The sequence below is a fragment of the Pseudomonas sp. SZ40 genome, assembly GCF_052958135.1.
This window is the reverse complement of sequence record NZ_JBQWIF010000045.1, coordinates 15,259-41,646: the sequence shown is the minus strand read 5'-3', so window position 1 is coordinate 41,646 and position 26,388 is coordinate 15,259. Positions and strand designations below refer to the sequence as shown.

The following is a 26,388-nucleotide window of genomic DNA, read 5'->3' as shown; positions in this document are numbered from 1 at the left end:
ACGCTGGTTGCTCATGGCACCTCTTAATGGGCCTCATTATGAGGCTTGGAGGTGTCTACGAAACTAGGGGCGATTCACTACGAATTCAGCCATCCTGCAATGAGAGCGTCCGATTTATACTGAGGGTCTCTGAAATTTTGAGGTGTTGCGTGGAAAAGTCAGTTCACAGAGAAGAAAACCAGGTTCTGCTGGCGCTATTGAAGCAGTGCCGCCTGGAGGCCGGCCTGACACAAGGGCAGGTCGCTGAAGCACTGGGGCGGCCGCAGTCCTTCACAAGCGATGTTGAGCGTGGAGTGCGGCGTCTCGATCTTGTTCAGCTTCGAGATTACTGCGCAGTCCTGAAGCTTGGGCTAACTGAGTTCACTCAACGTTTCGACGACCAAATAACCGCGATGTAAAGCCGCAAGGCTCGCTCGCGGCTATCACCTTTCTTAGGCTTCATGGCCCATAGCTTCGTATGAAGCAGCATGAAGCGCTGACGTATCGCGGCAAAGGATGCGCAGCGCAAGAATGCAGCCATGCAGGGACTCACTGCAGAGCTCATTCAAATTCGCCGTGCCCACTAAAGCATCTAACACGCCTAGCAATGCGCCTTGGCGGAGCAATGCTTCATCGCGCAATTCGCTGGCGTTAGCAGTGCCACGATAGCCAAGCAGAGAGTGAAACTCATCAGGGTGCAGAGGTTTGAAGCCAATCGTTTTTTCTAGAGGAGCGGTAGTTTGCTGCATTTTGTAGATCCTCAGAGCAGATGAAATCTGCCCACCCAACGCCAATTGGGTGAGCCGACCGTGCAGGTTGGCGTATCGGTCTGAGGGCCGACGCATCCGAAGATGCCCCACACGGCCGGCCCATAGAGGCACAGCCATGCACGAGCGCAGAGAAGCTCCGCACTCACTCAGAAACCGGGACGCCAATCCCGCCCCCTTTAGAAGGGGATGCCAACCCTATTGAGCTCCCCCGACCTTGTCAATCATCTAGGCGATAGCGCCTGCATCGTGATTGAGGGGCCAGGTTGAACGGAAATGCCAGCGTACCTAAGGGATATCTGAACGGTGACCAAAACGGTGACCAAATTTTATTTGGGCCGCAGAAAAGAAGAAAGCCAGCTCGAAGGCTGGCTTAAGTCTTTGATTTTATTGGTGGGCCCACACGGACTCGAACCGTGGACCAAAGGATTATGAGTCCTCTGCTCTAACCAACTGAGCTATAGGCCCTCAGAGGCCGGCGGATTATACCGATGCACCTGGCCGAGCGCCAATCCGATGCGCAAGGATCTCATCTCTGCAAGGCATTTTCAGTGAGAACAGACAAAGGTTTGGAGCTAACGCCCTCGCAGAACACATGGATCACTTACCAGGACCATGGAGCACCATGAGCTCCTCCTTCAACCTCTCCAGTAACACATCAACCCCCATCCCAGGCTCCGCGTTCAGGTAACTCGACGCCACCAATGTGACCGGATGCAGTTCCAACACTGAGGCCAGCGTATCTAGCTTATCCATGCTGGGACTGTACATCCCGCGCTCCAGAGCGCTCAGGTACGTACGACTACTGACGACAGCAAAATCTTCCTGCGTCTTTTTTTGAACCGCTCGCGCGTGCTTCAACGCCGCGCCGAATGCCTTTTTCAGCTCCACCGATCCACTACCCAGTTAATGATGAGTAGCCAATCGAGCCATTACGCGCAGTATACTGCTACAGCGTATACTGTTCATTGCGAGACTATCTGGATGCAGAGCGCTGCGATTCCGACAGTACGACCACACGCTATTAACGTTCGAAGCTGTATTCAGGAGGCCTTATGGATGAAGCCTTTACTCCCCTGGTGCTGATGCGCCATCGCCAACCGCTGCGCGGGGTGATGATCGATCGGCAGCCTTGGGTTTGCGCCGTGGAGTTCGCGCGTTTGCTGGGGCATCGGCGCCCGGAGCGGGTCTGTCGGTTGATGGATGCCGACCAGTTGCGCAGGGTGCATCTGCAGTTGCCCAACGGGCAGCTGGAGTCCGTGGAGGTGCTCAGTGAGTCGGGGATGTACCGGGCGCTGTGCCGCTTCTCGCACCCGGAGAACCGTCACCTGCGGCGCTGGCTCAGCCACGTGGCGCTGCCTGCCTTGCGCGACAGCGACGCGGCCGAGGCGCATGAGCCGTCACGTTGCCTGATGGCCTGGGGCAACGGGCAGGTGAATCTGCTGGCGTGGCAGGGTGAGCTGTGGGTCGCGCTGGATGAACTGCCGCGCCTGCATGGGCAACCGCAGGCGGCGCCCTCCCCGGCAGGTTCGTGGCTGGGGCGCTGGTGGCGCGATGGCTTGCGCCAGGGAAGATGAGGAGGGATGCGGCAATGCGCGGACGCGGCCAAATCCCGGTGAGCCGCAGCTCACCGAGTACTCGAATCTGCGCAGCCCACCTCAGGCAGGCTGTAGCCTCGCGTCACAAACCCTTGGCAATGCCGCGAAGGACGGTTTTGAAGGTGTCGATCTGGTCTGCAGTAAACGCCGAGAAAGCGCGAATCTGTTGCTGCTCGGCGATGTTCCACAACGTATCGGCCTGCTCCAGGCCCTGTTCGGTAAGGCCTACCCCTACCCCACAATCACGCAGCAGGCCTTTGCGTTTGAGGGTTTCCAGCGACACTTCGATTTCCCGGACCGGCATGGCGACCAGTTGTTGCAGGTCGGCCATGCCGAGGCTGGCGTCCTTCTCGAGCACCATGAGCATGCGCGCTTCGCTGGTTCGCAGGCCGGTGGCCAGTTGCCGCGGCTGATAGTCGCTCTGGTAGCTGCGCACCGCCTGGGTCATCAGGTAGTAGAGGTTGTGGCTGAGGCGACCTTGAAAGGCGGTCTTGCTGACGCTTTCACTCTTCTTCAACGAACGCGGATGTGGCAGCACCGATGAGTAGACGCCCTGGTGATAGAGCAGCGGCGCACGCCCCAGGTCATCGAAGGCGACCACTTTGCCGATCAGGATCCAGTGATCGCCACCGTCGACCTGCTGGTGCATCTCGCACTGAAAGCGTGCCGCGCAATCGCCCAGTAGCGGCGCGCCACCGGCCCCCGTTTCCGGCTCGATACCGGCGAACTTGTCTTCGCTGTGCCGGGCGAACTGGTTGGACAGGTCGATCTGATCCGCCGCGAGGATGTTCACCGCGAAGTGGCTGGCGTCGTTGAACACCTCGTAGCTGGTGGAATGTTTGTCGATGCTCCAGAGAATCAGCGCGGGCTCCAGGGAAACCGAGTTGAAACTGTTGGCGGTAACGCCGACCCGCCGGCCGCCAGCGGCGGCGGTCATGATGGTCACGCCGGTGGCGAAGTTGCCCAGAGCACGGCGAAAGGCACGCGGGTCGAAGCCCGTCGGTTGTTGATCGGTCATGATGTCCTCAGTGCCGGACGTGGCCCGGCCTATCGAATCGCGGAAAAGGGAGTGGCGGGCTCAGACCATGCTCGGGTCAGGTTCCAGCCCCATCAGCTCGCGGCCGAGGATCTGCGCGCAAACGTCGTAGTCGGTGTAGGCGTGGGCGGCGGTCATGTGCGCGTCACGCCACAGGCGCTGCAGCTCGTTGCTCTCCATCCAGGCAGTGCCGCCCGCCGCTTCGAACAGGCGGTCAACGGCCTGAACGCACATTTTCACCGCGTAGGCCTGGTTGGTGCGCCAGAAGGCCAGCGTCTCGCGGCTGGGGTACTGGTGGCGCTCGCCATGCTCGGCGTGCTCGCCCCAGGTCTTCTCGAGGAAAGCGCGGGCAGCGGCGACCTGGTGAGTGGACTCGGCCAGGCGCATCAGCGCCGGGGTGGCAGCGCCGACGGTGGCGCCGGTATAGGCACGCACACGGTTGCGGGTCTTCTCCTGGAAGGCTTCGAGCATGCGCTCGGCAACGCCCAGGCTGACGGTGGAGAAACCACTGGCGAAATAAGGGCGATAGGGGCTGTAGAAGATCTTGCTGTCCGGGTACAGGCCGAAGCCAGCGGACTTGCCTTCCATCATGTCCTTGGCTTTCTGGATGCGATACTCCGGCACGAACACGTTGTCTATGCTCAGGGTCTTGGTGCCGCTGCCCTTCATGCCCACGGCATACCAGTCGTCACGGATCTGGTAGTCGCTGCGCGGCAGCACGGCGAAGCAGTAATCCTGGCCGCCCTCGGCATTCTGGCGACGGCAACCGACGATGGCCCACTCGGCATGATCACTGCCGCTGCTCCAGCCCATCTGGCCGCTGAACAGCACGCCACCCTCGACCTCCTCCACTTTGCCGAAGGGCGCGATGGAGCTGCTGGCGGTGGCATGGGGGTCATCCCCCCAGACTTCGTCCTGCAGTTTTTTCGGGAACATCGCCAACTGGTGGCTATGGGTGCACAGCAGGCTCATGGCCCAGGCGGTACTGGCGCAGGCCCCCGCCAGCAGCGCGATGCAGTCGCAGAACTCGGGCAGGGATATTTCCAGGCCGCCATAGGCTTCGGGCTGAAAGGCTCGATGCAGGCCAATGCCCTTGAGCAGGGCGATGTTCTCGGCGGGGACCATCCGATCCTTCTCCGCCTGGCTCGCGTTGGCGGCGATGGCAGGAAGAATTTCACGTAGCGCGACAAGGAGCGAATTTGACTTTTTCATGCTGTTCGACCTGTTTGTTTTTAGATGTCGGCCATGCACCCCGAGACGCTTCCCGAAGGAGTCGAGGCGGCGTGTAGGTCACGCAGCGCCTGTGCTGTACGGGTATACCGGAACGTTTGCGAGGTCATTATGCAGAGCACCATGGGCGGCAAACATGCACGTTCCACAGGCAATAATGTACTTTTCATGGCCATTTCGACGTTCTCTGGAAAAGCGTCAGGCCGCTGGCCGAGCGCCCCGCGAGGTTGCCGTTGCGCGCGCCGCATGGCTCGTGAGGGGCTTGGCCAGGGTTCAGCGACGGCTCAGAACGTAGGCCAGCAGCACACCGACTCCGGCACAGCCGATCAGCAGGCCCATCGGCCAAGGGCTGCCGTCATACAGCATGCTGACCAGGGCGCTACCCAGGGTGCCAAGGCCAAATTGCATGGCCGCCGCGAGGCCGGCAGCAGCACCGGCCTGACGGGGAAACAGCGACATCAGACAGGCCAGGCAGTTGGCCGCGATCATCCCGGTCACGCTGACGTAGGCCAGCACGCACACCACCACAGCCGGCAAGCCGCCCCAACCCGTGGCGCAACAAAGCAGCAGGGCAATCCCTGACAGCGCGCTGATGCTGGCCCCAAAACCCAGCATGCTCGATGAGCCAAGGCGTCGCACCAGGCGGGCATTGACGAAGCTCATGCACATGATGCCAAGGATGTTCAGCGAGAAGAGCCAGCCATAGTGCTGCATCGATACGTCGAAGAACTCGATGTAGATGAAGGGTGAAGCGGTGATGAAGGCGAACATGCCGGCGAACGCCAGGCCCATGCACAGGATGTAGCCGATGGCCCGTGGCTGCCGGGCGATATCAACGAAGGCGCGGAAGGCCAGCCCCAGCGAGGCGCCTCGCGATTCCCTGGGCAGGGTCTCGGGAATGCCGCGCCAGACCAGCACGAGGCACACCCCGGCGAAACCCAGCAGGATGAAGAACAGTACTCGCCAGCCACTGAGCAGAATCAGGTAGCCACCGAGCAATGGCGCGATCAGCGTGGCGATCATGGTCACCTGCTGCATCAGCGACAGCACCCGCGCCGCCTCGTCGAGCGGGAACAGGTCACGCACGATGACCCGCGCCAGCACCGACGCGGAGGCCCCACCAACAGCCTGTAGCAGGCGCCAAGCGATAAGGTGCTCCGGCTCGCTGGCCAGTGCGCAACCGAGACTGGCCAGCATGTACAGGCAGATGCCACCCAGCAGCAGGCGTCGACGACCGAAGCGGTCGGACAAGGGCCCGTAGAACAGCATGCCCAGGCTGAACCCGGCGAGGAACAGGCCGATGGTCATTTGCACCTGGCGTTCGCTGGCCTGCAGGTCACCAGCGATCAGCGGCACGCTGGGCAGATACATATCGATCGACAGCGGGCCGAACGCCACCAGGGCGGCAAGCAGGACGATCAGCCGTTTAGGCTGGTGAACGAGTGACATGCAAGACTCCAGGCAGTCAGGGAAGAACGCCGGCCACGGGCGACCGATAGAGCACAGCGATCACCCGGGCTCGACGCCGCAGGGCTGGCCGCTGGAAGTGATGGTTGGGAACTGCACGGCAGCGAGGATGAGCAGTCTGGCGGCTGGCGACAGTCGTGCCTGCCACGCTCTGGCTACGGCACTCATGGGTTATCTGCGCCTCTGCTCCAGGCCGATTCAGGCTGACCCGCGACAATTTCGTTAATAAGTTAATTTATTTTCATAACGATCAACAAGCGCCAACACGGCGAGCACCAGAAATAAAAAACAGACAGCAGACCGCCAGCCTGGACGGCGGTGCGGATTCAGCGCCAGGCGTCCTGCTTGTCTTCCCAGTGCCGCTGCCGGTATTCACCAGGGGCCATGCCGGCATTACGGGCGAAGAACCGGCTGAAGTAACCGGGATCCTTGAAGCCGAGCTGATAGCCGACCTCGCTGACCGAGGCGCCGCCGAACAGCAGGAGCCGCTTGGCCTCCTGCATCAGGCGCTCGTGAACCAGGCGTTTGGAGGGCAGACCGGCAATGCGCCGGCAGATGTCATTGAGGCGCGCCTCGGTGACGCCGATGGCGGTCGCGTAGGCAGCCAAGGGCCAATGCTGCTGGTAATGCCGCTCGATCAGCGCGTTGAAGCGATGGAAGAACTGCAGGTCATCACGCCGCTCCGGCTGGGCCTTGAGCGAGCGTGTGGACAAGCGCAGCAGACCGATCATGATCAGCCGCGTCAGCGCCTCCAGGCTGGCGGCCCGGCCAGGACGGGTAGCGGCGAACTCGCTGCGCAACTGTTCGAAGCACAGATCGAGCCGGGCGACTTCCGCATCGACACTGCCGCCCAGCTCGTCGAAGGCCACGCACACCGCACCGATGCGCGGGCCATCAGCCAGCCCATGGCTGGCTTCGAGCAAGGGCCATACCCATTCCTGACGCACGGTCAGCACATGCCCATCGGCCTCGGCATCGGTGACGAAGGCGTGAGGAACGGTAGGTGGCGTGAGAAAGAACATCGGCCCTTGCTGCTGGTAGCGCTGGTCATCGAGAAACACGCGCACCGTGCCGCTCTTGACGTAATGCACCTGAAAGAAGCGGTCATGCCGATGCACCGGCATGTTGCGCCCGAAGAAATCGGCGAGTTTGCCCAGTGCCTCGTAGTGCACATCGGAGTCGGCATAGCGCTGGTCGTAGACCTGGCCGATGTCGATATTGGGAATCGGTGGACGGCTCGCCATGGCTCACCCTCCCCGGGGCTCAGGGTTTGATCTGCTTCAGCTCGTTGAGCAGGCCCAGCAGTTGCTGCAGCTTGTCGTCGCCGAACTGCTCGAGGATTCGCTGGTAGTTGCGCTCCATGTCCTCGCTCATCGCGACGAAGCGCTGCTGGCCCGCTTCCGTGAGGCCCACGTACACGCGGCGCTGATCCTGCGGTGCCTTCCAGCGGCGCACCACGCCATCGCGTTCCATGCGCGCGAGAACGCCGGTCATGCTTGGCTTGAGGATGCAGGCTTGCTGCGCCAGCTGGTAACTCTCCATCTCCCCGCTCTGACGCAGGATGCGGATCACCCGCCATTGCTGCTCGGTCAGGCCATGCTGGTTGAGCGACGGCCGAAAGAACCCCATGGCCGCTTCACGGGCTTGCAGCAGCGTCAGGGTCAGTGAGGGTCTGGGTGCGGACATCGGCTCGCTCATGGCAGGTGGGTAACGGCAGGCCCGATTTAAGCAACAACTGCCGGGCCTGCGCAAACACGGGTGAAGCCCGTTCGACCTTTGGCACGCTCGATCAAGAAGCCTGGCAGCCCGAGACAATCGATAAGCGTCGATGACGGTTTAAATAGCCCTCGGGGATCGAGCCGATGCGAACCATGGCCCGATCATCGTTAACATATTAATTAAATAATCGAGATGCTAACCCGATCGGGCGAGTCGCCTTGCACGGCAGCCTGTGTTCTCCACCTGGGATAGCTCCAGTCCGATTCAGGAGTGAAGCATGGGTCGCGCCGCTAGCGAAATCGCCACAGGTACTCTGTTCGGTATCGCCTTGAACTACAAAGGCCTGCTGGACAGCCGCCTGAGCGAGTTCAACGAACCCCCTTACCAGAAACCACCCGTCAAGCCGGTGCTGTTCATCAAGACGCCGAACACCCGCAACGGCGATGGCCAGGCCGTGGTCGCGCCAGCTGGCGAGCGCCTGCAACCGGGCCCGGCGCTCGGCGTGGTGATCGGCAAGCGCGCCAGCCGGGTCAGCCAGGCCGATGCCCTCGCCCACGTGGCCGGGTACCTGATCGTCAATGAATTCAGCCTGCCGGAAGAGAGCTACTACCGGCCGGCCGTCAAGGCTAAATGCCGCGACGGCTTCTGCGCGCTGGGCAGCGAGGTGATCGAACTGGCCGACCCGCACGCACTGAGCCTCAAGCTGCTGGTCAACGGCGAGGTCCGCCAGGAAAACAGCACCGCCAATCTGGTGCGCAGTATCCCCCAGCTGATCGCCGAACTGAGCGAGTTCATGACCCTGCACGAAGGCGATGTACTGATCACGGGCACACCGGAGGGGCGCGTAGACGTTCAGCCGGGCGACGAAGTGGTCGTCGAGATCAGCGGCCTGGGCCGCCTGACCAATACCGTCGTGGCGCAATAAGGAAACGCACATGAAGCACGCACGCATTCGCTTTGAAAATGCCGTTCACGCGGTCACCGTCGAAGCCGACAACGCCGTACGCCTGCCAGACGGTCGCCTGCTCGCCGAAGGCGCCGTCGAGTGGCTGCCACCGGCCGAGGGCAGCATGTTCGCCCTGGGCCTGAACTACGCCGACCACGCCGCGGAATTGGCCTTCAAGGCGCCCACCGAACCCCTGGCATTCATCAAGTCGCCCGGCACTTACACCGGCCACCACGGGGTCACCTGGCGCCCGGACAACGTCAAGTACATGCACTACGAGTGCGAGCTGGTGGCGGTAATCGGCAAGCCGGCGCGCAACGTCAAGCGCGAGGATGCCCTGCAGTACCTGGCCGGTTACACGGTGTGCAACGACTACGCGATCCGCGACTACCTGGAAAACTACTACCGCCCCAACCTGCGCGTTAAAAACCGTGACGCCACCACCCCGGTGGGCCCATGGATCGTCGACGCCGCCGACGTGGCGGATCCCTCGAGGCTGACGCTGCGCACCTGGATCAACGGTGAGCTGAAGCAGGAAGGCTCCACCGCCGACATGATCTTCGACATCCCCTACCTGATCGAATACTTCTCCAGCTTCATGACCCTGCAACCGGGCGACATGATCGCCACCGGCACCCCCGAGGGCCTGGCCGACGTGGTACCGGGCGACGTGGTGGTGACGGAAGTGGAAGGCGTTGGCCGCCTGGTCAACCACATCGTCAGCGAACGCGAATTCTTCGCCGCGCGCGGCTAACCCGGAACAAGAGAGGAACAGCAGATGATCAAGCACTGGATCAACGGCCAGGAAGTCGAGAGCCGGGACGCCTTCACCAACTACAACCCGGCCACCGGTGAAGCCATTGGCGAAGTGGCGAGCGGCGGCGCCGAGGAGATCAACCTGGCGGTCGCCGCCGCCAGGGACGCCTTCCCGAAATGGGCAAACACGCCGGCCAAGGAGCGCGCCCGCCTGATGCGCAAGCTGGGTGAGCTGATCGACCAGAACGTGCCGCAACTGGCCGAACTGGAAACCCTCGACACCGGCCTGCCGATCCACCAGACCCGAAACGTGCTGATCCCGCGCGCTTCGCACAACTTCGACTTCTTCGCTGAAGTCTGCACGCGCATGGACGGCCACAGCTACCCGGTCGACGATCAGATGCTCAACTACACCCTGTACCAGCCGGTGGGTGTATGTGGCCTGGTGTCGCCCTGGAACGTGCCGTTCATGACCGCCACCTGGAAGACCGCTCCCTGCCTGGCGCTGGGCAACACCGCCGTACTGAAGATGAGCGAGCTGTCACCGCTGACCGCCAACGAGCTGGGCCGCCTGGCGCTGGAAGCGGGCATTCCACCGGGCGTGCTGAACGTGGTGCAGGGTTATGGCGCCACAGCCGGCGACGCCTTGGTTCGCCACCCCGATGTGCGTGCGATTTCCTTCACCGGCGGCACCGCCACCGGCCGGAAGATCATGCAGACCGCGGGCCTGAAGAAGTACTCCATGGAGCTGGGCGGCAAGAGCCCGGTGCTGATCTTCGACGACGCCGATCTCGACCGTGCGCTGGATGCCGCGCTGTTCACCATCTTCTCCCTGAATGGCGAACGCTGCACGGCGGGCAGCCGCATCTTCATCCAGGAAACCGTGTACGACCAGTTCGTCGCCGAGTTCGCGGCCCGCGCCAGGCGCCTGATCGTCGGTGACCCGCAGGACCCGAAGACCCAGGTCGGTTCCATGATCACCCAGGCCCACTACGACAAGGTCACCGGCTATATCAGGATCGGCATCGAGGAAGGCGCCAACCTGCTGGCTGGCGGCCTGGAGCGCCCAGCCAACCTGCCAGCGCACCTGTCCAAAGGCCAGTTCATCCAGCCGACGGTATTCGCTGACGTGGACAACCGCATGCGCATCGCCCAGGAAGAAATCTTCGGGCCGGTGGTGTGCCTGATCAAATTCAAGGACGAGGCCGAAGCCCTGCGCCTGGCCAACGAAACCGATTACGGCCTGGCCTCGTACATCTGGACCCAGGACATCGGCAAGGCTCATCGCCTGGCCCGCGGTATCGAGGCCGGCATGGTATTCATCAACAGCCAGAACGTGCGCGATCTGCGCCAGCCGTTCGGCGGCGTGAAGGGCTCGGGTACCGGCCGCGAAGGCGGTGAGTACAGCTTCGAGGTATTCAGCGAAGTGAAGAACGTGTGCATTTCCATGGGCAGTCACCACATCCCTCGCTGGGGCGTGTAACGACTCGCTCGCCCCGTACCTGGCCGTATGACCCGGTACGGGCGCTCCATTCCTGCGTGCATAGCAATCACAAGAACCTGGGCCGGCAGCGGCCCCGCAAGGAGAACCGTCATGGGCAAACTCGCTCTGGCCGCAAAGATCACTCACGTGCCGTCGATGTATGTATCGGAGCTGCCAGGCCCACGCCAGGGCTTTCGCAAGGCGGCCATCGACGGTCATCTGGAGATCAGCCGACGCTGCCGGGAACTGGGTGTGGACACCATCGTGGTGTTCGATACCCACTGGCTGGTCAACGCCAACTACCACATCAACTGCGGGCCTCACTTCAAGGGCCTGTACACCAGCAACGAGCTGCCGCACTTCATCAGCAACATGGAGTACGAGTTTCCGGGCAACCCGGAGCTGGGCAAGATTCTCGCCGACGCGTGCAACCGCTTCGGCGTCGAGACCATGGCTCACCACGCCACCACGCTCGCCCCGGAATACGGCACGTTGGTGCCGATGCGCTACATGAACAAGGATCAGCACTTCAAGGTGATCTCGGTCTCCTCGCTGTGCACCTCGCACTACCTGCACGACAGTGCACGCCTCGGCTGGGCCATGCGCAAGGCGGTGGAAGAGCACTACGACGGCACCGTGGCGTTTCTGGCCAGCGGCTCGCTGTCGCATCGTTTTGCCCAGAACGGCCAGGCGCCGGAGTTCGCCACCAGAATCTGGAGCCCGTTCCTGGAAACCCTCGACGAGCGCGTCGTGCAGATGTGGCAGAACGCCGAGTGGGAAGCGTTCTGCGACATGCTGCCCGAGTACGCGGCCAAGGGTCACGGCGAAGGCTTCATGCATGACACCGCCATGCTGCTGGGTGCCATGGGCTGGTCGAAGTACGACGGCAATGTCGAGGTGCTGACGCCCTACTTCGCCGCCTCGGGCACCGGGCAGATCAACGCGGTCTTCCCGGTGACGCCCCAGGATGGCTCGGCACTGCCGCCGCCACAGGCCGCCAACCCGGCGGGCGTGGTCTCGACCAGCCGTCTGTAGCCACACGCCGTCCCCTCAACGCCACCGTGCAACTGGCGCTGGCACGACTGCGCTCGTGTTGGCGCAACTGGAGATCGACATGCCCCACCTGGTGCTGCTCTACACCCCCGACCTCGAGCGCGAGGCAGACATTCCCGGCCTGTGCCGGGCACTGGCCGACAGCATGCTGGCGCAGCGTGACGAGCAAGGCAAGGCGGTGTTCCCCACTGGCGGCACCCGCGTGCTGGCCTACCCGGCGACGCACTGCGCGGTCGCCGACGGCAATGGCGATTACGGTTTTCTGTACGCCAATCTGCGCATGGGGACAGGCCGCAGCGCCGAGGTACACCGACGCGTCGGCGACAGCTTGCTGGCGGTATTGCGTACCTGCCTGGGCGACATCCTCGAGCAGCGCCCGGTGGGCATCACCCTGCAGATCGACGAAGGCCAGGCCCAGGTTTACGACGGCAAGCACAGCAGCCTGCACCCTCTTTTCAACAAGACTTCCTGAGGTTTTCCATGCTCGACTCCTCCTTCATCCAGCAGGCTGCCGCCCGCCTCGACGCCGCCGAGCGGTCACGCCAGCAGGTGCGCCAGTTTTCCCTGGATCACCCGCAGATCACCATCGAGGATGCCTACGCCATCCAGCGTGCCTGGGTAGCGCGCAAGATCGAGGACGGCCGCAGGCTGGTCGGCCACAAGATCGGTCTGACCTCCCGCGCCATGCAGGTATCGTCGAACATCACCGAGCCGGACTACGGTGCGCTGCTCGACGACATGTTCTTCGACGAGGGCAGCGACATTCCCTTCGACCGCTTCATCGTGCCGCGTGTGGAAGTGGAGCTGGCATTCATCCTTGGCAAGCCGCTGAAGGGGCCGAACGTGACCCTGTTCGATGTACTCGAGGCCACCGAATGGGTGATACCTGCGCTGGAGATCATCGATGCACGCATCCAGCAGGTCGACCCGGATACCAGGGCGACCCGCAAGGTGTTCGACACCATTTCCGACAATGCGGCGAATGCCGGCGTGGTGATGGGAGGCCGCGCCGTGCGCCCGACCGAGATCGACCTGCGCAAGGTGCCTGCGGTGCTCTATCGCAATGGCGTGATCGAAGAGTCCGGCGTTTCCGCCGCGGTGCTCAACCACCCGGCCAAGGGTGTGGCCTGGCTGGCGAACAAGCTGGCGCCCTATGACGTCACCCTGGAGCCTGGCCAGATCATTCTTGGCGGCTCGTTCACCCGCCCGGTCGCGGCCAACCCCGGTGACACCTTCCACGTCGACTACGACCAGCTTGGCAGCATCGCCTGCCGATTCGTCTGAGCCGCAAGGAGCCTGCCATGGACATGCCCATCAATAGCTTCAAACAACGCCTGCAGTCGGGCGATGCGCAGATCGGCCTGTGGCTGGGCCTGGCCGACCCCTACTGCGCCGAGCTGGCCGCCAACGCCGGCTTCGACTGGCTGCTGATCGATGGTGAACACGCGCCCAACGATCTGCGCGGCCTGCTCGGCCAGTTGCAGGCCGTGGCGCCCTACCCCTCACAAGCGGTGATTCGCCCGGTGATCGGCGACACCGCGCTGATCAAGCAGATTCTCGACATCGGCGCCCAGACCCTGCTGGTGCCCATGGTGGAAAGTGCCGAACAGGCACGCGAGCTGGTGCGCGCCATTCACTATCCGCCGTCGGGCGTACGTGGCGTTGGTAGTGCGCTGGCCCGCGCTTCGCGCTGGAACAGCATCCCCGGCTACCTGGACAAGGCCGACGAACAGATGTGCCTGCTGGTGCAGATCGAGAATCTCGACGGCCTGGCCCGGCTGGACGAGATCGTCGCGGTCGACGGGGTCGATGGCGTGTTCATCGGCCCGGCCGATCTCAGCGCGTCGATGGGCCAGCGTGGCAACCCCGGCCACCCGGACGTCCAGGCCACCATCGAGGACGCCATCGTGCGTATCCAGAAGGCTGGCAAGGCGGCGGGCATTCTCAGCGCCGATCAGACACTGGCCCGCCGTTATATCGAGTTGGGCGCGCGCTTCGTCGCGGTTGGGGTCGACACCACGGTACTGATGCGCGGCCTGCAGACCCTGGCGGCCGATTTCAAGGCTGCGCCAGCGCCGACTACCCGCGGGGGCGGCGTCTACTGAGCGCCGCCACGACGATATCCACGCATTGCCGAGACCTCAATGAAACTCACCGACCTTAACCTGCTGCGCGAACAAGCCTACATCGATGGCCAGTGGATCGAAGCCGACGACGAGGCACGCTTCGCCGTGACCAACCCGGCCAACGGCGAGCTGATCGCCGAAGTCGCCTCCCTTGGCCGCACCGAAACAGCAAGGGCCATCGACGCGGCCCAAGCTGCGCTGCCTGCCTGGCGTGGCAAGACCGCCAAGGAGCGCAGCAGCATCCTGCGTAACTGGTTCAACCTGATACTGGAAAATCAAGAAGACCTCGCCCGCCTGCTGAGCTGGGAACAGGGCAAGCCGCTGGCCGAAAGTCGTGGCGAAATCGCCTATGGCGCCAGCTTCATCGAATGGTTCGCCGAGGAAGCCAAACGCATCTACGGCGACGTCATCCCGCATGACAAGCAAGGCCGCCGTCTGGTGGTGATCAAGCAGGCCATCGGTGTGGTCGCTGCCATCACCCCGTGGAATTTCCCCAACGCCATGATCACCCGCAAGGTCGGTCCGGCCCTCGCTGCCGGCTGCACGGTAGTGCTCAAGCCCGCCTCGGAAACGCCCCTGTCGGCACTGGCGCTGGCCGTGCTCGGCGAACGTGCCGGCATTCCGGCCGGTGTGCTGAACATCGTTCCGGGTACCCGCTCGCGGGAGATCGGCGCTGAACTGACCGGCAACCCGCAGGTGCAGAAGCTGTCGTTCACCGGTTCCACCGGCATCGGCAAACTGCTGATGGCGCAGTGCGCCGACAGCATCAAGAAGGTCAGCCTCGAGCTGGGTGGCAATGCCCCCTTCATCGTCTTCGATGACGCCGATCTGGACGCTGCCGTACAGGGCGCCCTCGGCTCCAAGTTCCGCAACAGCGGGCAGACCTGCGTGTGCACCAACCGCCTGCTGGTGCAGAGCGGCGTATACGAGACATTCAGCGCCCGCCTGGTTGCCGCCGTGAATGCCTTGAAGGTAGCCCCGGCCGATGACGAAGGAGCCCAGCAAGGCCCGCTGATCAACGCCAAGGCAGTGGCCAAGGTTCAGGAGCACATCGAGGACGCGCTCGGCAAAGGCGCCAAGGTGCTGGCCGGTGGCAAGTCCCATCGCCTCGGTGGCAACTTCTTCGAGCCTACGGTGCTGGGCGACGTCACCCCGGACATGCTGGTCGCCCGCGACGAAACCTTCGGCCCGCTGGCACCGATCTTCCGCTTCGACAGCGAGGAGCAGGCCATCGCCATGGCCAACGACACCGAGTTCGGTCTCGCGTCCTACCTCTACACCCGTGATCTGGGCCGCGCCTGGCGCGTCAGCGAAGCGCTGGAGTACGGCATGGTCGGCGTCAACGAGGGGCTGATATCCACCGAGGTTGCGCCCTTCGGCGGCATCAAGCAGTCCGGCCTCGGCCGCGAAGGTTCCCGATATGGCATCGATGATTACATCGAGCTGAAGTACATGTGCCTGGGCATCCACTGAGGCCTAGGTATCTCCCGCTGCTTGTCACCCTTGGGCCCTTGATAGGGCCATTTTTTTGGAGATTTCTCGATGCTGCGCCAGCCCCTGAAACACCTTGTCCACATGCTGTGCCTGCTGGCGCTGGTACGTCCGGCCGTGGCGGACGATGCGGCCTATCTCGCTGCGCTGGACAAGGAGCTGGACAACCGAGCGGTTGCCCTCGACGTAGTACCGGCATTGGCTGAGCGCCACGCCGGCACCGCGCAAGGTCGGTTCTGGAGTGCCTATGCGGTGCTCGAGGCCGCCCAGTTGCCTCGCTACCAGGCTCAAGCCCGCCGCCATGATCTGCAGCGAACACGCAGTGGCGGCTTCAAGGCTCAGGCCTCACTGGCATTCTCCTGGCTGCAGGAAAAGGCGTTCGTGAAGATGCTGGCCAATGCCACGGCCGACTACCTTGCCGAGCTGCAGGCCGTACCGCGCCCGGGCGACGCAGAGACTCAGGCGTTCTGGGCCTATGTGATCGAACAGGAGCGCGTTCAGGTCGAGGCACTGGCACAGGCCAGAGAGGGGGATTACGACGCTGCTGCGGCGACCCTGCAGCGCTTTGTCGCAGAGCAGTTCAACGCCCCGCTGCAGTGAATGGCGATGCTGTGCCGTCACGGCCAGCAGCGCGCGGCCTGCACGCGATCAGGGCTTGACCGCTTTCAGATCCTTGAGCAGATCCAGCAACAGGGCGAATTTTTCCGCGCCGATCTGCTCCTCGATACGCTGATAGTTACGCTCCATTTCCACGCTCATGGCCTGGAAACATTGCTCGCCCTTTTCCGTCAGCCCGACCAGCACGCGGCGTTGGTCTTCGCTCATCTTGCGCCGGCAGACCATGCCATCGCGTTCGAGACGCACCAGCACGCCACTCATGCTCGGTTTGAGAATGCAGGCCAGACGCGCCAGCTGATGGCTCTCCAGCTCGCCCTGCTGACGCAGGATGCGAATCACCCGCCATTGCTGTTCGGTGAGCCCGTGCAGATTGAGTTGAGGACGAAAGAAACGCATGGCCGACTCGCGGGCCTGCAACAGGGTAAGGGTCAGGGAAAGACGTGGGCTCGACATGATCTCAGGCAATGATGATTCGTTAATAATTTAACCAGGCCGCCAGCTTACGCCATGACGAGGCAGGCATCGCCATTTGAAACAGCGAAACGCCAGCGGTCATGCACGTGCCTGCCAGGCTTTTGCACCGGCGTGCCAGGGCCATCACACCCCCGCCCTGTCGTTAATCTGTTCACGGCCTTGCACGATCACGACGAACGCACACCATCCGGCACTGGTTTCTCAAGCGCTCGATGAGTCGTGCACACGGGGCACCCTCGCGCGCGCGAGGACGCTGCGCCAGGCGGGCGAGAGCAGCGCGAGGCGCCTTGTCAGTCCCGGTCAAGACTGACGACAGACAGGGACAAGACGCACAGGGGGTGCAGGGGACTACTATCCCTCAACGCAGGTATCTCTCACCGTTTCCAGGTCGTTGCCATGATCAACATCGAAACACCTACCTACTACACCGCTACCAAGAAGTACGACCTCAGCTTTCCTTCACTGGATCAGGATCTGGAGGCGGATGTAGTCGTGATCGGCGGTGGTTTCTCCGGCATCAACACGGCGCTGGAGCTGGCGGAGAAAGGCATCACCAATATCGTCGTGCTGGAAGCGCGCTACCTCGGCTTCGGCGGCACCGGGCGTAATGGCGGGCAGATCATGGCCGGCATCGGTCACGACATGGAGAAGATCCGCAAGGACGTAGGCGAAGACGGCCTGCGGCAGATTTTCGAGATCAGCGACATGGGTGCCGACATCATCAAGGACCGGATCGCCAAGTACGAGATCGATGCCGACTTCTGCCACGGTTATGGTTACCTGGGCTTCAACGCGCGCCAGGAAAAGACCCTGCGCACCTGGGAGAAGGAATTCAAATCCCTCGGCTCGCCGCATGAAATCCGTTTTCTGGGTGGCTCCGAGGTCAAGCAGATCATCGGCTCCGATGCCTATGGCAGCGCCTTGCTGCACATGGGCGGCGGTCACGTGCATTCGCTGAACCTGTTGCTGGGCGAGGCCAAGGCCCTGAGCAGCCATGGCGTGAGGATCTTCGAGTACAGCCCGGCATTGGAAGTGACCTACGGCGAGCGCATCACCGTGCGCACCGGCAAGGGCTCGGTCAAGGCCAGCAAACTACTGTGGGCCTGTGACAGTTTCCTCAACAAACTGGAACCGGAGCTGCACCGCAGCACCATCAACACCTACGCCTTCCAGATCATGACCGAGCCGCTGTCGGACGAGATGATCCAGCGCATCAGCCCGATCCGCGGTGCTTACAGCGACATCCGCCCGGTCATCGACTACTACCGCGTCACCAAGGAGAACCGGCTGCTGTTCGGGGCAGCCACGCCTTTCATCGAACACATCCCGAACGACCTCAAGGCCTGGAACCGCAACCTGATGCTGAAGATCTTCCCTTACCTCAAGGACGTGAAGATCGACCTGGCCTGGGGCGGCCCGATGGCCACCAGCCCGAATCTGTTTCCGCAGATAGGCAGCCTGCCGGGTCGCCCCAACGCCTTCTTCGTGCAGGGCTACTCGGGGTTCGGTGTCACGCCCAGTCACATCATCTGCAAGGTGCTGGCAGAGGGCATGAGCGAAGGCTCCGCGCGCTACGACCTGGTCAGTTCGGTGCGCCGCATCAACGTCATCGGCAAGGATCACTTCCGCCCTCTGCTGCTTACCGGCGGCAAGACCCTGCACCAACTGTCCGGCTACTGGAACGGTCGCCGCTGATACCGGGCAAGGCCATCACAGGTACTTGCTCCATCGAAGCATTCACACCCTCTAACAGGAGCAACCACCCATGTCCCTCACTGCCATCAAGAACGGCATCACCCTCGACCAATTGGATGCCTGGGGCACCGTTGCCGATCTCGGCTCGGAAATCCTCGAAGGCGAAGTCAGGTGTTTTGGCAAGATGACCGCCGGCGCGCCGACCGACCCGGTCAGCTCGGCCTACTTCGGCACCACCAAGGGCAAGTTCCGCATGACTTATCCGTTCAGCGAGCAGGCCACGGTCGTCACCGGTGAAGTGCTGCTGACCGACGAATCCACCGGCCAGACCAGTCGCTTCAAGACCGGCGACACCTGGTTCGTGACCAAGGGCACGCCCGTGCTGTGGGAAATCGTCAGCGACAGCTTCGTCAAACACTACTACGCGGTCGCCTGATCCAGCTGCGCCAGCCTCGGCTGGCGCCTCACTTGCCGAGGACACGCCATGCATCCACCTGCCAGCGGGTCCTGCGGCGACTTCGGTCGCCATTGCCTCAATGCCTTCCGCCAGGTGGTGCCCGCCTCGCAAGGTGCGTTCTACCGTATCGATGCACACCTGCAGGCGTACGACTTCATCCTGCTGGACATGCTCGAACCCATGCACGATGCCTATCTGCGCCACTACCGCCATGTCGATCCGCTACGCCCCGACCATTGCCAGGCAGCCGGCCTGCCGGTGGTACCGTTGCGCACGGGCCTGGCACAGCAGAGCGAGGCAGACAACCGTAAATACCGTCGCTTCCTGCAGCACCACGCCGTGGTGGACGTGGTGGAAATCATCGCCCATGTCGATGGCAAGCCGAGCGCTGGCGTCTCGCTGTTGCGCGGCGCCCACCTGGGGCCTTTTCGCCCCGAAGAACTGCAGTGCCTGCTGCCCCTGCATGGTCTGATGGAGCTGGCTGCGCGCAGCCAGCCACAGAGTGCCGGCGATCGCCTGAAGGCGCTCACACCGCGGGAGCGCGAGCTTGCCCTGTTGCTGCGCGACGGCCTGCCGAACAAACTCCTCGCGCGCCAGCTGGGCCTTGGGCTGCCGACGATCAAGACGCACTTGCTGCATCTCTATCGCAAGCTCGGTGTGAGCAACCGCACCGAATTGATCAGCAGCCTGTTTCTCTGAAACCAGGCCTGGGCTGCCGGGGCCCTAACCCGTCGCAGGCGCCGCGGATTCGGGTCGCCTGCCTGATCGTTCTCAGCACGGTAGACGGGCCAGCTCACTGGCATCCACAACACCTTTGAGTTCGAAGCTGCCCGCGGGTGGAGTCAGTGCTCCGCCCTGCCAGTTGGTTTCGATTTCCTTGCGCCGCGGACTGTCCTGGAACTGCACGAGGAACTCATTGACCTTGGCCAGCAACCTGGCGTTTTCCGCCCGCCTGGCCACCCCGACGCTGTAGCACCAAAGTCGATCACCAAGCGGTTGCGGCAATATGTCCAGCTTGCCGAACCAGCGGCTCTGGCGATGGGTAGCGGCCCAGTGATAGATCGGTCGCTCGACGGTGAAGGCATCCACCACGCCTTCAGCCAGGGCGTCGTGGATACGAGTCTGATCGGAGAACACCATCAGATTGGCCAGCTCGACACGGCCACCGGGCAGGTGGCGATTGGCGGACCAGCGCACACCCAGCTGGGCCAGGGTTTCCAGGGCCACGGGATCGTTTCCGCAACCGAGCACCCGCCCCTGCAGGTCGGCCAGACCGCCGATGCGCTCGTCACCCTTGCGCCGCGCGAGAATCAGCGGAGCGAAACTGTAGGGGCGGGAAAACGCCAGATCCTCGAAAACAGGCGAAGCAGGCAGCGCGCTCCACATCAGGTCGGCAGGTGCCTCTGCCGGGCGACGGCCAAAGGCCAGCAACGACATGCACTGCTCCCAGCCATACTCGACGAACTCCACCTCGACGCCAAGCCAATGCGCGAAGGCTCTGACGTAATCGGCATCCATGCCACGCAACGGTTCGCCAGGCCGCTGGCGAAACGACAAACCGACCAGCTGCGGCTCGATGGCCACCCGCAGGCGGCCACGCTGGAGCACGTCGGCCAGGCGATCCTGATCGGGGCGGATGGCGATGTGCTGCTCGGCAAGCAGCCGCTGCAGGCCTTGCTCCGGCAACGCAGCATCCTTGACCAGCACCTGTGCGGCGCCGCGCCCCAGGCTGGCGGCACGCTCGGCAAGCCCCAGCAGGTAGCCCAACCGCTGCTCCAGCTGCGGGGCACTTTCCAAAATAACCCGGTTGGTCTGCTGCAGCCCTTCGACGTTACCGCTGACGGTGGCGAACAGTGCGTTCATCTGCCCCAGCGAATCGTTCAGGCGGCGAGTCAGCAGGTCGAAGCTACCCTGGCTATGGGACGACACACTGTTCATGCGTTTCTGCAGGTGACTGAGGTCCATGCGCTCGGTCGCATCGCGGGCACTGAGCAGAGTGCGCTGCGCCAGTTTGCGCACCTCGTCGGCAACCACTGCAAACCCCCGTCCTGCCTCCCCGGCCCGGGCCGACTCGATGGCCGCGTTGAGCGCCAGCAGGTTGACCTGCTTGGCGATATCGCCAATGTCGCTCAGCACCGTGATCACCTCGTCGGATTTGGTGGTGATCTGCACGGCCACGTCATCCAGATGCTGACGAATATCGCGCTCCACCTGCTGCAGGTGTTCGCTCAACGCCCGCTGCATGGCTTCGGCCAACGCACTGCTCTGGCTCATGTGCCCGGCCGAGTCGGCCAATGCGTGCTCCATTTGCTGGCCCCTGCGGTGAATTTCGATACAAGCCTGACGGGAGCTGTCCAAGCCCGTGGCGACAGCGCCGGTAAGACTGCTCAGCAGTTCCAGTAGGCGCCGCGACAGCCACTGTGTCGCGCTCGGCGGTGCAAGTGGTACTTCGGTAACAATCACAGGCACCGCACTGTCCTGCGGTGACGGTTTGTTGAACCAGCTTCTAAGCATGACGAGACGCTCCCAGGGTGATTGGCGAGCCCTTTCTTACGCGCTGCCGGACACCGATGCTTGTTCCGCCTTGCCACTGTTCTTGGCCCTGACTGCCAGGCTACAGCCCTGCGCTGGCGGGCTTTATCCGTTTTCGGCAAAGCTCGCTCCTCAACAGCCCGAAGGAACGAAAATTGCCTGTTCACGGCAATATCAGCGGTCGTCGTGAAAGGGTTTCGAAAATGCACAGTCATGCCGTCGTCAGCAGTAATCCCGGATCCGTAGCTGCCATCGCAGACAACCTCGTGCACTACCGGCAAACCCAGGACATCGAGGAGCATGCCCAGAGCCTGCAAGGCTGGCAGCTGCGCTACGACCAGCTCGGCGCCGGCCAATTCAGCGGCGAGCTGACCGAGATCCACCTCAGTGGCATGCAACTGATTCGCGACCGTGCCAGCCAGGCGATGGTCAAGAATGGTGCGGCTTGGCCCGGTGCGATCACCTTCAGCATGCCGCTAAGCGCAGACCCGCACTTTCACTGCACCGGCCACTCGATCCATCAACCCAGCCTGCTGGTGGCCCGCTCCGAGCAACTGCCGGAGCTGCGCGTACCGGGCGGCCTGGACCTGATCTGCATCGCCATCGACGAGCAGCCGCTGCAGGAGGCATTGCAGCGCCAGCAGCGCGAGCTCGACTTGAAGCATTTGCCCAAATGCTACCGACTGCTCAGCGACGCCAATCAGCAGGAGCTGGTCCGCCTGTTCGGTGACGTGCTCGATCAGTATGGCAACGGCACGGCGCTGCTCGATCACATCACCATCCGCGGCGCCATACGCGATGCCATTCTGATGCACCTGCTGGAACTGATGGACAGCGAAGACGATCACCCGCTGCCACTCAGCGCCCGCAAGCGCATGGTCGACCGCGCCCGCGATTACGCCCTGGCCAACTGCGACCGCCCCTTGAACATTCTCGAGTTGTGCAACCAGATTGGCGCCAGCCGACGCAAGCTGCAGTACTGCTTTCAGGAAACCCTGGGCACCAACCCGGTGGCGTACCTGAGGGCCCTGCGGCTGAACGCCGTGCATCGCCAGTTGCGTCAGGGCAACGGCACCGACTCGGTGCAGGCAGTAGCGGCGAACTGGGGCTTCTGGCACCTCAGCCGCTTCGCCACGGATTATCGCCAGCTATTCGGCGAACGCCCTTCCGACACCCTGCGCCGGGCACGTGGCGTCTGTGCTGAAATCGGATAACGCTCGCCATTGAGAGCCCCTAGGCTGGAGCCCGTACCAGCCAACATAAGAAAGGGGTTTTCCATGCACACAGAAAGAAAATCGCCGCTGATCGCCTCAGGCTTGCTGCTATTTCCATTACTTATCTCAGCACCTGCAGAAGCCACCGAGAACGGTGCCCCCACTACACCGGCCGGGGTCTACGACTTCGGTGCCGGTATGTCGCCGCCAGCCACGCCGTTCGGCACATTGGGCATTCGCACTGCGTACTATTCGGCCAACGTTCAAAAGGATCGTCACGGCGACAAGGCCGACAACGCCTTTTCCCTGGACGTCCTGTCGGTCGGTCTGGCCTACATCCGCATGACCGACCAGCAACTGTTCGGCGCCCAGTACGGCTTCGGCGCGGTGATGCCGTTCTTCCAGATGGACGCGCGCCTCAAGGTCAACACGCCGTTCGGCCCCTTGCGCTTTCAGGAGGAAGTGTTCCGCCAGGCGGACCTGCAGGTGATACCGCTGATCCTGCAGTGGAACCTGTCGCGCAACCTGTTCGTCAACAGCCAGTTGCAGGTCCAGGCCCCCACCGGTGACTACGACGAAGATCGACTGATATCGCCGGGCCTCAACCACTGGACAGTCTCGCCACTGCTCAACGCCACCTGGATCAGCGATACCGGCTTCGAAGCCTCCTCAAGCTTCCAGCTGGACTTCAACACCCGCAACCATGCCACCGACTACCGCAATGGGGTCGAGTACCGCCATGAGTTCGCGGTTGGTCAGCACGTAGGCCCATGGACGGTCGGCCTTGGCGGTTATTACTACCGTCAACTGACTGACGACGACGGCCCCAACCTGGATCACGGCAACCGTGCACGAGTGCTGGCGGTCGGCCCAGCTGTGAGCTTCTTCAAACCCGGCTTACCGCCGGTGTGGCTGCACGCCTACAAAGAGTTCGGCGCCCGCAACCGCGCCGAAGGCCACACCATCGCCCTGCGCATGTCCCACAGTTTCTGAGGCCATCACCATGTCCATAGAACAATCCGTTTCCGCGGTGGCGCCGTCACGCCAGGCCAGCGGTCGTCGTGAAGGGGTTGTGCTGTTGCTGGGCAGCAGCCTGACCATCATGGGGGCGGTAATGGTCGCCCCGATTCTGCCCAAACTCGGCGCCGAGTTCGGCCCGGTTGATCCACGTGCAGACCTGCTGGTTCCCCTGGCCGTTACCGGCCCGGCACTGGCCATCGCCATTGTCGCGCCACTTGCCGGCTGGCTCGCCGACAAGGTCGGGCGCAAGGCACTGCTGGTGGTCGCCACGCTGCTGTACGCAGTGCTCGGTGTGGTACCGGCACTGCTCAACGACCTGACCAGCATCGTCGGCGCACGCCTGCTGTTCGGTTGCGCCGAGGCCGCGATCATGACCTGCTGCGCGACCCTGATCGCCGACTACTGGCGTGGCGAGGAGCGCATGCACTTCGTCAACCTGCAGGTGGTCACCATCGGTTTGGTCGGCGCGCTGTTCTTCGTGCTCGGCGGCATACTCGGCGAGCACTCCTGGCGCCTGCCGTTTTACCTGTACCTGCTACCGCTGCTGCTGGTTCCAGCGATGATCCGCGTGCTTTGGGAACCATCGCGAACAGCTACCACGAGCATCACCCGCGAAGGAGATGAGCAGGTCTCCATCCCCGTCCTGCTGGTCGGTTATCTGTTGGTTCTCGGCGGCATGATCCTCAACTTCATCGTGCCCGTGCAGACCCCCATCCTGCTGGTCGGCATGGGCGTCACCTCCAGCACGATGATCGGTGCCTGTGCCGGGCTCGGCCTGCTGGCGACCCTGGGCGGCTCGCTGACCTGGCCGGTGCTGCGCAGAACCCTGGGCATCGCCGGCTGCAACGCTCTACTGCTGACGCTGCTGGCCCTGGGGCTGTGGCTTCTGTTGCGGGCGCAGAGTTACCAGGAGGTTCTGCTGGCGGTGACCATCCACGGTCTCGGCGCAGGCTTGCTGGTACCCAACGCCATGGCACCGGTCATGAACGCCCTGAGCGCCAGTACCCGCGGCCGGGGCCTGGGCATCTTCACGGCCTGCCTGTACATCGGCCAGTTCGTCAGCCCGCTGGTGGTGGCCATGCTCGGCGGCTTCGGCCACGACCTGCGAAGTGCCATCCAGTGGCTGGCCATCGCCAGCCTGGTGGCAGCCGCAGCATGGACCTTGGCGGCCCTGTTCAAGCCGCGCCACGACGCACTCGGCACTCACCTCTGAATACCCTCCATCGCCACCATGGGCACTGCCCATGGTGGCCATCATCGTTCGAGGATCACCATGCAAGACATCCACGCCCTCATGGATCGACACGACGCCACCGGCCTGGCGCAATTGATCGGCAATCGCGAAATTAGCCGTAACGAACTGCTCGAAGCCAGTATCTCCCGCCTGGAAAAGGTCGAGCCGCAGCTCAATGCCGTAGCCGAAAAGCTCTATGACAGCGCCCGCAACGCAGCTCCCGTCGATGGGCCACTCGCTGGTGTACCGACGCTGATCAAGGACCTTTTTTCGCCACTCGCCGAAGCGCGGATGAGCAACGGCTCCCTGGCGCTCGGCGAATCCAGGCTGGGCCTGGACGACGCCGTGGTGGGACGTCTGCGCGAGGCTGGCTGCCAGTTCATCGGCACCACCACATCGCCGGAATTCGGCACTTCGTACACCACCGAGTCGACCCGCTTCGGCGCCACCCGCAACCCCTGGAATCCAGCACACAGCTCGGGTGGTTCCAGTGGCGGCGCAGCGGCACTGGTGGCTGCACGGGTGGTGCCCTTCGCCCACGGCAACGATGGTGGTGGTTCGTTGCGGGTACCGGCTTCGTGCTGCGGCGTGTTCGGCCTCAAGCCCAGTCGTGGTCGCATGCCCAGCGGCCCGCTGGTGGGCGAAGGCTGGGCCGGCATGGGCACACCCCATGCGATCACCCTGTCGGTACGCGACAGCGCTGCGCTGCTCGACATCACGGCAGGTGCCGACCTGGGTGCCCCTTACGCTGCACCCTGGCAGGACGGTCCCTTCGTCGACAGTCTGCACCGGCCACGGCGTCGACTGCGCATCGCCCTGGTGGAAAACCTGGCGCCCTGGAGCAGCGGCCCGCAAGCGCTTGCCGCCGTTCGCCATACGGCAAGACTGTGCGAGTCCCTGGGCCACCATGTAGAACCGGCGGTGCTGCCGGTCGAGCCACTGGCGTTTCTCGATCAGGTATTCGACGTGATCGGCGCCGGTACCCGTAGCTACCTCGACCTGGTCGGCGAGATGCGTGGGCGGGCAGTGGTCAATGAGGAACTGGAGCCGCGGACGCGGGTGATCCTGCGTGAAAAGGGCGGTGTCAGCGGTGCCCGCTATGCAAGCGCCGTTGAAGGCATCCACGCCCTTGGCCGCAGGCTGGCGCACTTCTTCGTCGACTACGACATCGTGCTGACCCCTACCCTGACACGCGAGCCACCGCTGATCGGCAGCCTGGATGTCTTCGACGAGAGTATCGATCTGGCCACGCTGATCGAGCACTTCCACAGTTACTCGCCATTCACCGCACTGTTCAATGCCAGTGGCCAGCCGGCAATGTCGGTACCGCTGTACTGGACGCCGGACGGTCTGCCCATCGGCTCGCATTTCGCCGCGCGCTTCGCCGAGGAGGGCACCCTGCTCGCGCTGGCGGCACAGCTCGAACAGGCCCAACCCTGGGCGGCACGCGTGCCGCCGATCAACGCGCTGCACGGCTGAAACAGGTGGCGGGC

Annotated in this window: 27 protein-coding genes, 1 tRNA gene and 1 pseudogene; 18 read left to right on the top strand and 11 right to left on the bottom strand. The window is 63.2% G+C overall.

The window, feature by feature from the left end; all coding sequences use genetic code 11:
* Positions 1–149: 149 nt before the first annotated feature.
* Positions 150–398, top strand: a complete 249-nt coding sequence (locus ACT9T4_RS23765; protein WP_499119275.1) for a helix-turn-helix domain-containing protein — start codon at positions 150–152, stop codon at positions 396–398.
* A gap of 33 nt (positions 399–431) precedes the next feature.
* Here the strand turns inward: ACT9T4_RS23765 and ACT9T4_RS23760 are convergent, their stop codons facing one another.
* The 3 genes from ACT9T4_RS23760 to ACT9T4_RS23750 all read right to left on the bottom strand — a co-directional run bounded on the left by ACT9T4_RS23760 (position 432) and on the right by ACT9T4_RS23750 (position 1,637).
* The gene (locus tag ACT9T4_RS23760; protein WP_499119273.1) at positions 432–728 is read right to left on the bottom strand and encodes a hypothetical protein; all 297 of its coding nucleotides are present in this window, start codon (positions 726–728) and stop codon (positions 432–434) included.
* A 409-nt stretch (positions 729–1,137) separates the two neighbouring features.
* Positions 1,138–1,214: transfer RNA gene (locus ACT9T4_RS23755), tRNA-Ile, on the bottom strand.
* Between the two features lie 132 nt (positions 1,215–1,346).
* The gene (locus ACT9T4_RS23750) at positions 1,347–1,637 is read right to left on the bottom strand and encodes a helix-turn-helix domain-containing protein (protein WP_499119271.1); all 291 of its coding nucleotides are present in this window, start codon (positions 1,635–1,637) and stop codon (positions 1,347–1,349) included.
* A gap of 164 nt (positions 1,638–1,801) precedes the next feature.
* Here ACT9T4_RS23750 and ACT9T4_RS23745 point away from each other — a divergent pair, with 164 nt between their 5' ends.
* Positions 1,802–2,323 (top strand): BRO-N domain-containing protein, encoded by a 522-nt coding sequence (locus ACT9T4_RS23745; protein ID WP_499119269.1) that lies wholly within the window; start codon positions 1,802–1,804, stop codon positions 2,321–2,323.
* A gap of 103 nt (positions 2,324–2,426) precedes the next feature.
* Here ACT9T4_RS23745 and ACT9T4_RS23740 read toward each other — a convergent pair whose 3' ends face one another.
* From ACT9T4_RS23740 to hpaR (ACT9T4_RS23720), 5 genes are all read right to left on the bottom strand, one after another.
* A complete protein-coding gene (locus tag ACT9T4_RS23740; RefSeq protein WP_499119267.1) occupies positions 2,427–3,362 on the bottom strand; it encodes a p-hydroxyphenylacetate 3-hydroxylase reductase component in 936 nt (311 codons plus the stop codon).
* A 60-nt stretch (positions 3,363–3,422) separates the two neighbouring features.
* Positions 3,423–4,592 carry a p-hydroxyphenylacetate 3-hydroxylase oxygenase component gene (locus ACT9T4_RS23735; protein ID WP_499119265.1) on the bottom strand — a complete coding sequence of 390 codons (1,170 nt, stop codon included), beginning with the start codon at positions 4,590–4,592 and terminating at the stop codon, positions 3,423–3,425.
* A gap of 291 nt (positions 4,593–4,883) precedes the next feature.
* Positions 4,884–6,059, bottom strand: a complete 1,176-nt coding sequence (locus ACT9T4_RS23730) for a Bcr/CflA family multidrug efflux MFS transporter (RefSeq protein ID WP_042554740.1) — start codon at positions 6,057–6,059, stop codon at positions 4,884–4,886.
* Between the two features lie 344 nt (positions 6,060–6,403).
* Positions 6,404–7,321, bottom strand: a complete 918-nt coding sequence (gene hpaA, locus ACT9T4_RS23725) for a 4-hydroxyphenylacetate catabolism regulatory protein HpaA (RefSeq protein ID WP_179539880.1) — start codon at positions 7,319–7,321, stop codon at positions 6,404–6,406.
* 19 nt (positions 7,322–7,340) lie between these two features.
* Positions 7,341–7,763, bottom strand: coding sequence for a homoprotocatechuate degradation operon regulator HpaR (hpaR, locus tag ACT9T4_RS23720; RefSeq protein WP_499119262.1), 423 nt, complete (start codon positions 7,761–7,763; stop codon positions 7,341–7,343).
* Positions 7,764–8,073: 310 nt separating this feature from the next.
* Between hpaR (ACT9T4_RS23720) and ACT9T4_RS23715 the strand changes: the two genes are divergently transcribed.
* The 9 genes from ACT9T4_RS23715 to ACT9T4_RS23675 all read left to right on the top strand — a co-directional run bounded on the left by ACT9T4_RS23715 (position 8,074) and on the right by ACT9T4_RS23675 (position 16,251).
* A complete protein-coding gene (locus ACT9T4_RS23715) occupies positions 8,074–8,721 on the top strand; it encodes a fumarylacetoacetate hydrolase family protein (RefSeq protein WP_042554736.1) in 648 nt (215 codons plus the stop codon).
* 10 nt (positions 8,722–8,731) lie between these two features.
* Positions 8,732–9,496 carry a fumarylacetoacetate hydrolase family protein gene (locus tag ACT9T4_RS23710; RefSeq protein ID WP_042554735.1) on the top strand — a complete coding sequence of 255 codons (765 nt, stop codon included), beginning with the start codon at positions 8,732–8,734 and terminating at the stop codon, positions 9,494–9,496.
* 24 nt (positions 9,497–9,520) lie between these two features.
* Positions 9,521–10,981 carry a 5-carboxymethyl-2-hydroxymuconate semialdehyde dehydrogenase gene (hpaE, locus tag ACT9T4_RS23705; RefSeq protein WP_042554734.1) on the top strand — a complete coding sequence of 487 codons (1,461 nt, stop codon included), beginning with the start codon at positions 9,521–9,523 and terminating at the stop codon, positions 10,979–10,981.
* 111 nt (positions 10,982–11,092) lie between these two features.
* The gene (gene hpaD, locus ACT9T4_RS23700) at positions 11,093–12,016 is read left to right on the top strand and encodes a 3,4-dihydroxyphenylacetate 2,3-dioxygenase (protein WP_042554733.1); all 924 of its coding nucleotides are present in this window, start codon (positions 11,093–11,095) and stop codon (positions 12,014–12,016) included.
* 79 nt (positions 12,017–12,095) lie between these two features.
* Positions 12,096–12,506: a 5-carboxymethyl-2-hydroxymuconate Delta-isomerase gene (locus ACT9T4_RS23695; RefSeq protein ID WP_042554732.1), complete on the top strand. Its 411-nt coding sequence runs from the start codon at positions 12,096–12,098 to the stop codon at positions 12,504–12,506.
* Between the two features lie 8 nt (positions 12,507–12,514).
* Positions 12,515–13,318 (top strand): 2-oxo-hept-4-ene-1,7-dioate hydratase, encoded by an 804-nt coding sequence (gene hpaH, locus ACT9T4_RS23690; protein WP_042554731.1) that lies wholly within the window; start codon positions 12,515–12,517, stop codon positions 13,316–13,318.
* A gap of 17 nt (positions 13,319–13,335) precedes the next feature.
* The gene (gene hpaI / locus ACT9T4_RS23685) at positions 13,336–14,139 is read left to right on the top strand and encodes a 4-hydroxy-2-oxoheptanedioate aldolase (RefSeq protein WP_042554730.1); all 804 of its coding nucleotides are present in this window, start codon (positions 13,336–13,338) and stop codon (positions 14,137–14,139) included.
* A gap of 39 nt (positions 14,140–14,178) precedes the next feature.
* Complete coding sequence (locus ACT9T4_RS23680; RefSeq protein WP_042554729.1) at positions 14,179–15,633, top strand: NAD-dependent succinate-semialdehyde dehydrogenase; 1,455 nt, start codon at positions 14,179–14,181, stop codon at positions 15,631–15,633.
* Between the two features lie 69 nt (positions 15,634–15,702).
* Positions 15,703–16,251, top strand: a complete 549-nt coding sequence (locus ACT9T4_RS23675) for a hypothetical protein (RefSeq protein WP_499119258.1) — start codon at positions 15,703–15,705, stop codon at positions 16,249–16,251.
* Between the two features lie 48 nt (positions 16,252–16,299).
* Here ACT9T4_RS23675 and hpaR (ACT9T4_RS23670) read toward each other — a convergent pair whose 3' ends face one another.
* Positions 16,300–16,722, bottom strand: a complete 423-nt coding sequence (hpaR, locus tag ACT9T4_RS23670) for a homoprotocatechuate degradation operon regulator HpaR (protein WP_042554977.1) — start codon at positions 16,720–16,722, stop codon at positions 16,300–16,302.
* Between the two features lie 417 nt (positions 16,723–17,139).
* On the opposite strand from hpaR (ACT9T4_RS23670), the gene ACT9T4_RS23665 reads away from it, so the two are divergent.
* From ACT9T4_RS23665 to ACT9T4_RS23655, 3 genes are all read left to right on the top strand, one after another.
* Complete coding sequence (locus ACT9T4_RS23665) at positions 17,140–18,438, top strand: NAD(P)/FAD-dependent oxidoreductase (protein WP_042554727.1); 1,299 nt, start codon at positions 17,140–17,142, stop codon at positions 18,436–18,438.
* A 70-nt stretch (positions 18,439–18,508) separates the two neighbouring features.
* Positions 18,509–18,874, top strand: coding sequence for a cupin domain-containing protein (locus ACT9T4_RS23660; RefSeq protein ID WP_042554726.1), 366 nt, complete (start codon positions 18,509–18,511; stop codon positions 18,872–18,874).
* Between the two features lie 48 nt (positions 18,875–18,922).
* A complete protein-coding gene (locus tag ACT9T4_RS23655) occupies positions 18,923–19,594 on the top strand; it encodes a helix-turn-helix transcriptional regulator (RefSeq protein ID WP_042554725.1) in 672 nt (223 codons plus the stop codon).
* Between the two features lie 72 nt (positions 19,595–19,666).
* Here ACT9T4_RS23655 and ACT9T4_RS23650 read toward each other — a convergent pair whose 3' ends face one another.
* Both ACT9T4_RS23650 and ACT9T4_RS23645 read right to left on the bottom strand, forming a co-directional pair.
* Positions 19,667–20,758 carry a substrate-binding periplasmic protein gene (locus ACT9T4_RS23650; protein WP_231570193.1) on the bottom strand — a complete coding sequence of 364 codons (1,092 nt, stop codon included), beginning with the start codon at positions 20,756–20,758 and terminating at the stop codon, positions 19,667–19,669.
* Between the two features lie 108 nt (positions 20,759–20,866).
* Positions 20,867–21,139 (bottom strand): annotated as a pseudogene (locus ACT9T4_RS23645) (methyl-accepting chemotaxis protein); the annotation flags it as partial.
* 491 nt (positions 21,140–21,630) lie between these two features.
* On the opposite strand from ACT9T4_RS23645, the gene ACT9T4_RS23640 reads away from it, so the two are divergent.
* From ACT9T4_RS23640 to ACT9T4_RS23625, 4 genes are all read left to right on the top strand, one after another.
* Positions 21,631–22,641, top strand: coding sequence for a helix-turn-helix domain-containing protein (locus ACT9T4_RS23640; protein WP_042554975.1), 1,011 nt, complete (start codon positions 21,631–21,633; stop codon positions 22,639–22,641).
* Positions 22,642–22,704: 63 nt separating this feature from the next.
* Positions 22,705–23,634: a SphA family protein gene (locus ACT9T4_RS23635; protein WP_082045825.1), complete on the top strand. Its 930-nt coding sequence runs from the start codon at positions 22,705–22,707 to the stop codon at positions 23,632–23,634.
* Positions 23,635–23,644: 10 nt separating this feature from the next.
* Positions 23,645–24,874, top strand: coding sequence for an MFS transporter (locus ACT9T4_RS23630; RefSeq protein ID WP_499119256.1), 1,230 nt, complete (start codon positions 23,645–23,647; stop codon positions 24,872–24,874).
* A 60-nt stretch (positions 24,875–24,934) separates the two neighbouring features.
* Positions 24,935–26,374, top strand: a complete 1,440-nt coding sequence (locus tag ACT9T4_RS23625; protein ID WP_499119254.1) for an amidase — start codon at positions 24,935–24,937, stop codon at positions 26,372–26,374.
* Positions 26,375–26,388: the final 14 nt, after the last annotated feature.

Excerpts from the sequence above, each read along its gene's own strand:
- hpaH (WP_042554731.1), top strand. The coding sequence starts at position 12,515 with ATGCTCGACTCCTCCTTCATCCAGCAGGCTGCCGCCCGCCTCGACGCC.
- ACT9T4_RS23740 (WP_499119267.1), bottom strand. The coding sequence starts at position 3,362 with ATGACCGATCAACAACCGACGGGCTTCGACCCGCGTGCCTTTCGCCGT.
- hpaD (WP_042554733.1), top strand. The coding sequence starts at position 11,093 with ATGGGCAAACTCGCTCTGGCCGCAAAGATCACTCACGTGCCGTCGATG.
- ACT9T4_RS23735 (WP_499119265.1), bottom strand. The coding sequence starts at position 4,592 with ATGAAAAAGTCAAATTCGCTCCTTGTCGCGCTACGTGAAATTCTTCCT.
- hpaA (WP_179539880.1), bottom strand. The coding sequence starts at position 7,321 with ATGGCGAGCCGTCCACCGATTCCCAATATCGACATCGGCCAGGTCTAC.
- hpaE (WP_042554734.1), top strand. The coding sequence starts at position 9,521 with ATGATCAAGCACTGGATCAACGGCCAGGAAGTCGAGAGCCGGGACGCC.
- ACT9T4_RS23630 (WP_499119256.1), top strand. The coding sequence starts at position 23,645 with ATGTCCATAGAACAATCCGTTTCCGCGGTGGCGCCGTCACGCCAGGCC.
- ACT9T4_RS23730 (WP_042554740.1), bottom strand. The coding sequence starts at position 6,059 with ATGTCACTCGTTCACCAGCCTAAACGGCTGATCGTCCTGCTTGCCGCC.
- hpaI (WP_042554730.1), top strand. The coding sequence starts at position 13,336 with ATGGACATGCCCATCAATAGCTTCAAACAACGCCTGCAGTCGGGCGAT.
- ACT9T4_RS23655 (WP_042554725.1), top strand. The coding sequence starts at position 18,923 with ATGCATCCACCTGCCAGCGGGTCCTGCGGCGACTTCGGTCGCCATTGC.
- hpaR (WP_499119262.1), bottom strand. The coding sequence starts at position 7,763 with ATGTCCGCACCCAGACCCTCACTGACCCTGACGCTGCTGCAAGCCCGT.
- ACT9T4_RS23680 (WP_042554729.1), top strand. The coding sequence starts at position 14,179 with ATGAAACTCACCGACCTTAACCTGCTGCGCGAACAAGCCTACATCGAT.
- ACT9T4_RS23760 (WP_499119273.1), bottom strand. The coding sequence starts at position 728 with ATGCAGCAAACTACCGCTCCTCTAGAAAAAACGATTGGCTTCAAACCT.
- ACT9T4_RS23650 (WP_231570193.1), bottom strand. The coding sequence starts at position 20,758 with ATGAACGCACTGTTCGCCACCGTCAGCGGTAACGTCGAAGGGCTGCAG.
- ACT9T4_RS23635 (WP_082045825.1), top strand. The coding sequence starts at position 22,705 with ATGCACACAGAAAGAAAATCGCCGCTGATCGCCTCAGGCTTGCTGCTA.
- hpaR (WP_042554977.1), bottom strand. The coding sequence starts at position 16,722 with ATGTCGAGCCCACGTCTTTCCCTGACCCTTACCCTGTTGCAGGCCCGC.
- ACT9T4_RS23660 (WP_042554726.1), top strand. The coding sequence starts at position 18,509 with ATGTCCCTCACTGCCATCAAGAACGGCATCACCCTCGACCAATTGGAT.
- ACT9T4_RS23715 (WP_042554736.1), top strand. The coding sequence starts at position 8,074 with ATGGGTCGCGCCGCTAGCGAAATCGCCACAGGTACTCTGTTCGGTATC.
- ACT9T4_RS23710 (WP_042554735.1), top strand. The coding sequence starts at position 8,732 with ATGAAGCACGCACGCATTCGCTTTGAAAATGCCGTTCACGCGGTCACC.
- ACT9T4_RS23695 (WP_042554732.1), top strand. The coding sequence starts at position 12,096 with ATGCCCCACCTGGTGCTGCTCTACACCCCCGACCTCGAGCGCGAGGCA.
- ACT9T4_RS23640 (WP_042554975.1), top strand. The coding sequence starts at position 21,631 with ATGCACAGTCATGCCGTCGTCAGCAGTAATCCCGGATCCGTAGCTGCC.
- ACT9T4_RS23745 (WP_499119269.1), top strand. The coding sequence starts at position 1,802 with ATGGATGAAGCCTTTACTCCCCTGGTGCTGATGCGCCATCGCCAACCG.
- ACT9T4_RS23665 (WP_042554727.1), top strand. The coding sequence starts at position 17,140 with ATGATCAACATCGAAACACCTACCTACTACACCGCTACCAAGAAGTAC.
- ACT9T4_RS23675 (WP_499119258.1), top strand. The coding sequence starts at position 15,703 with ATGCTGCGCCAGCCCCTGAAACACCTTGTCCACATGCTGTGCCTGCTG.
- ACT9T4_RS23625 (WP_499119254.1), top strand. The coding sequence starts at position 24,935 with ATGCAAGACATCCACGCCCTCATGGATCGACACGACGCCACCGGCCTG.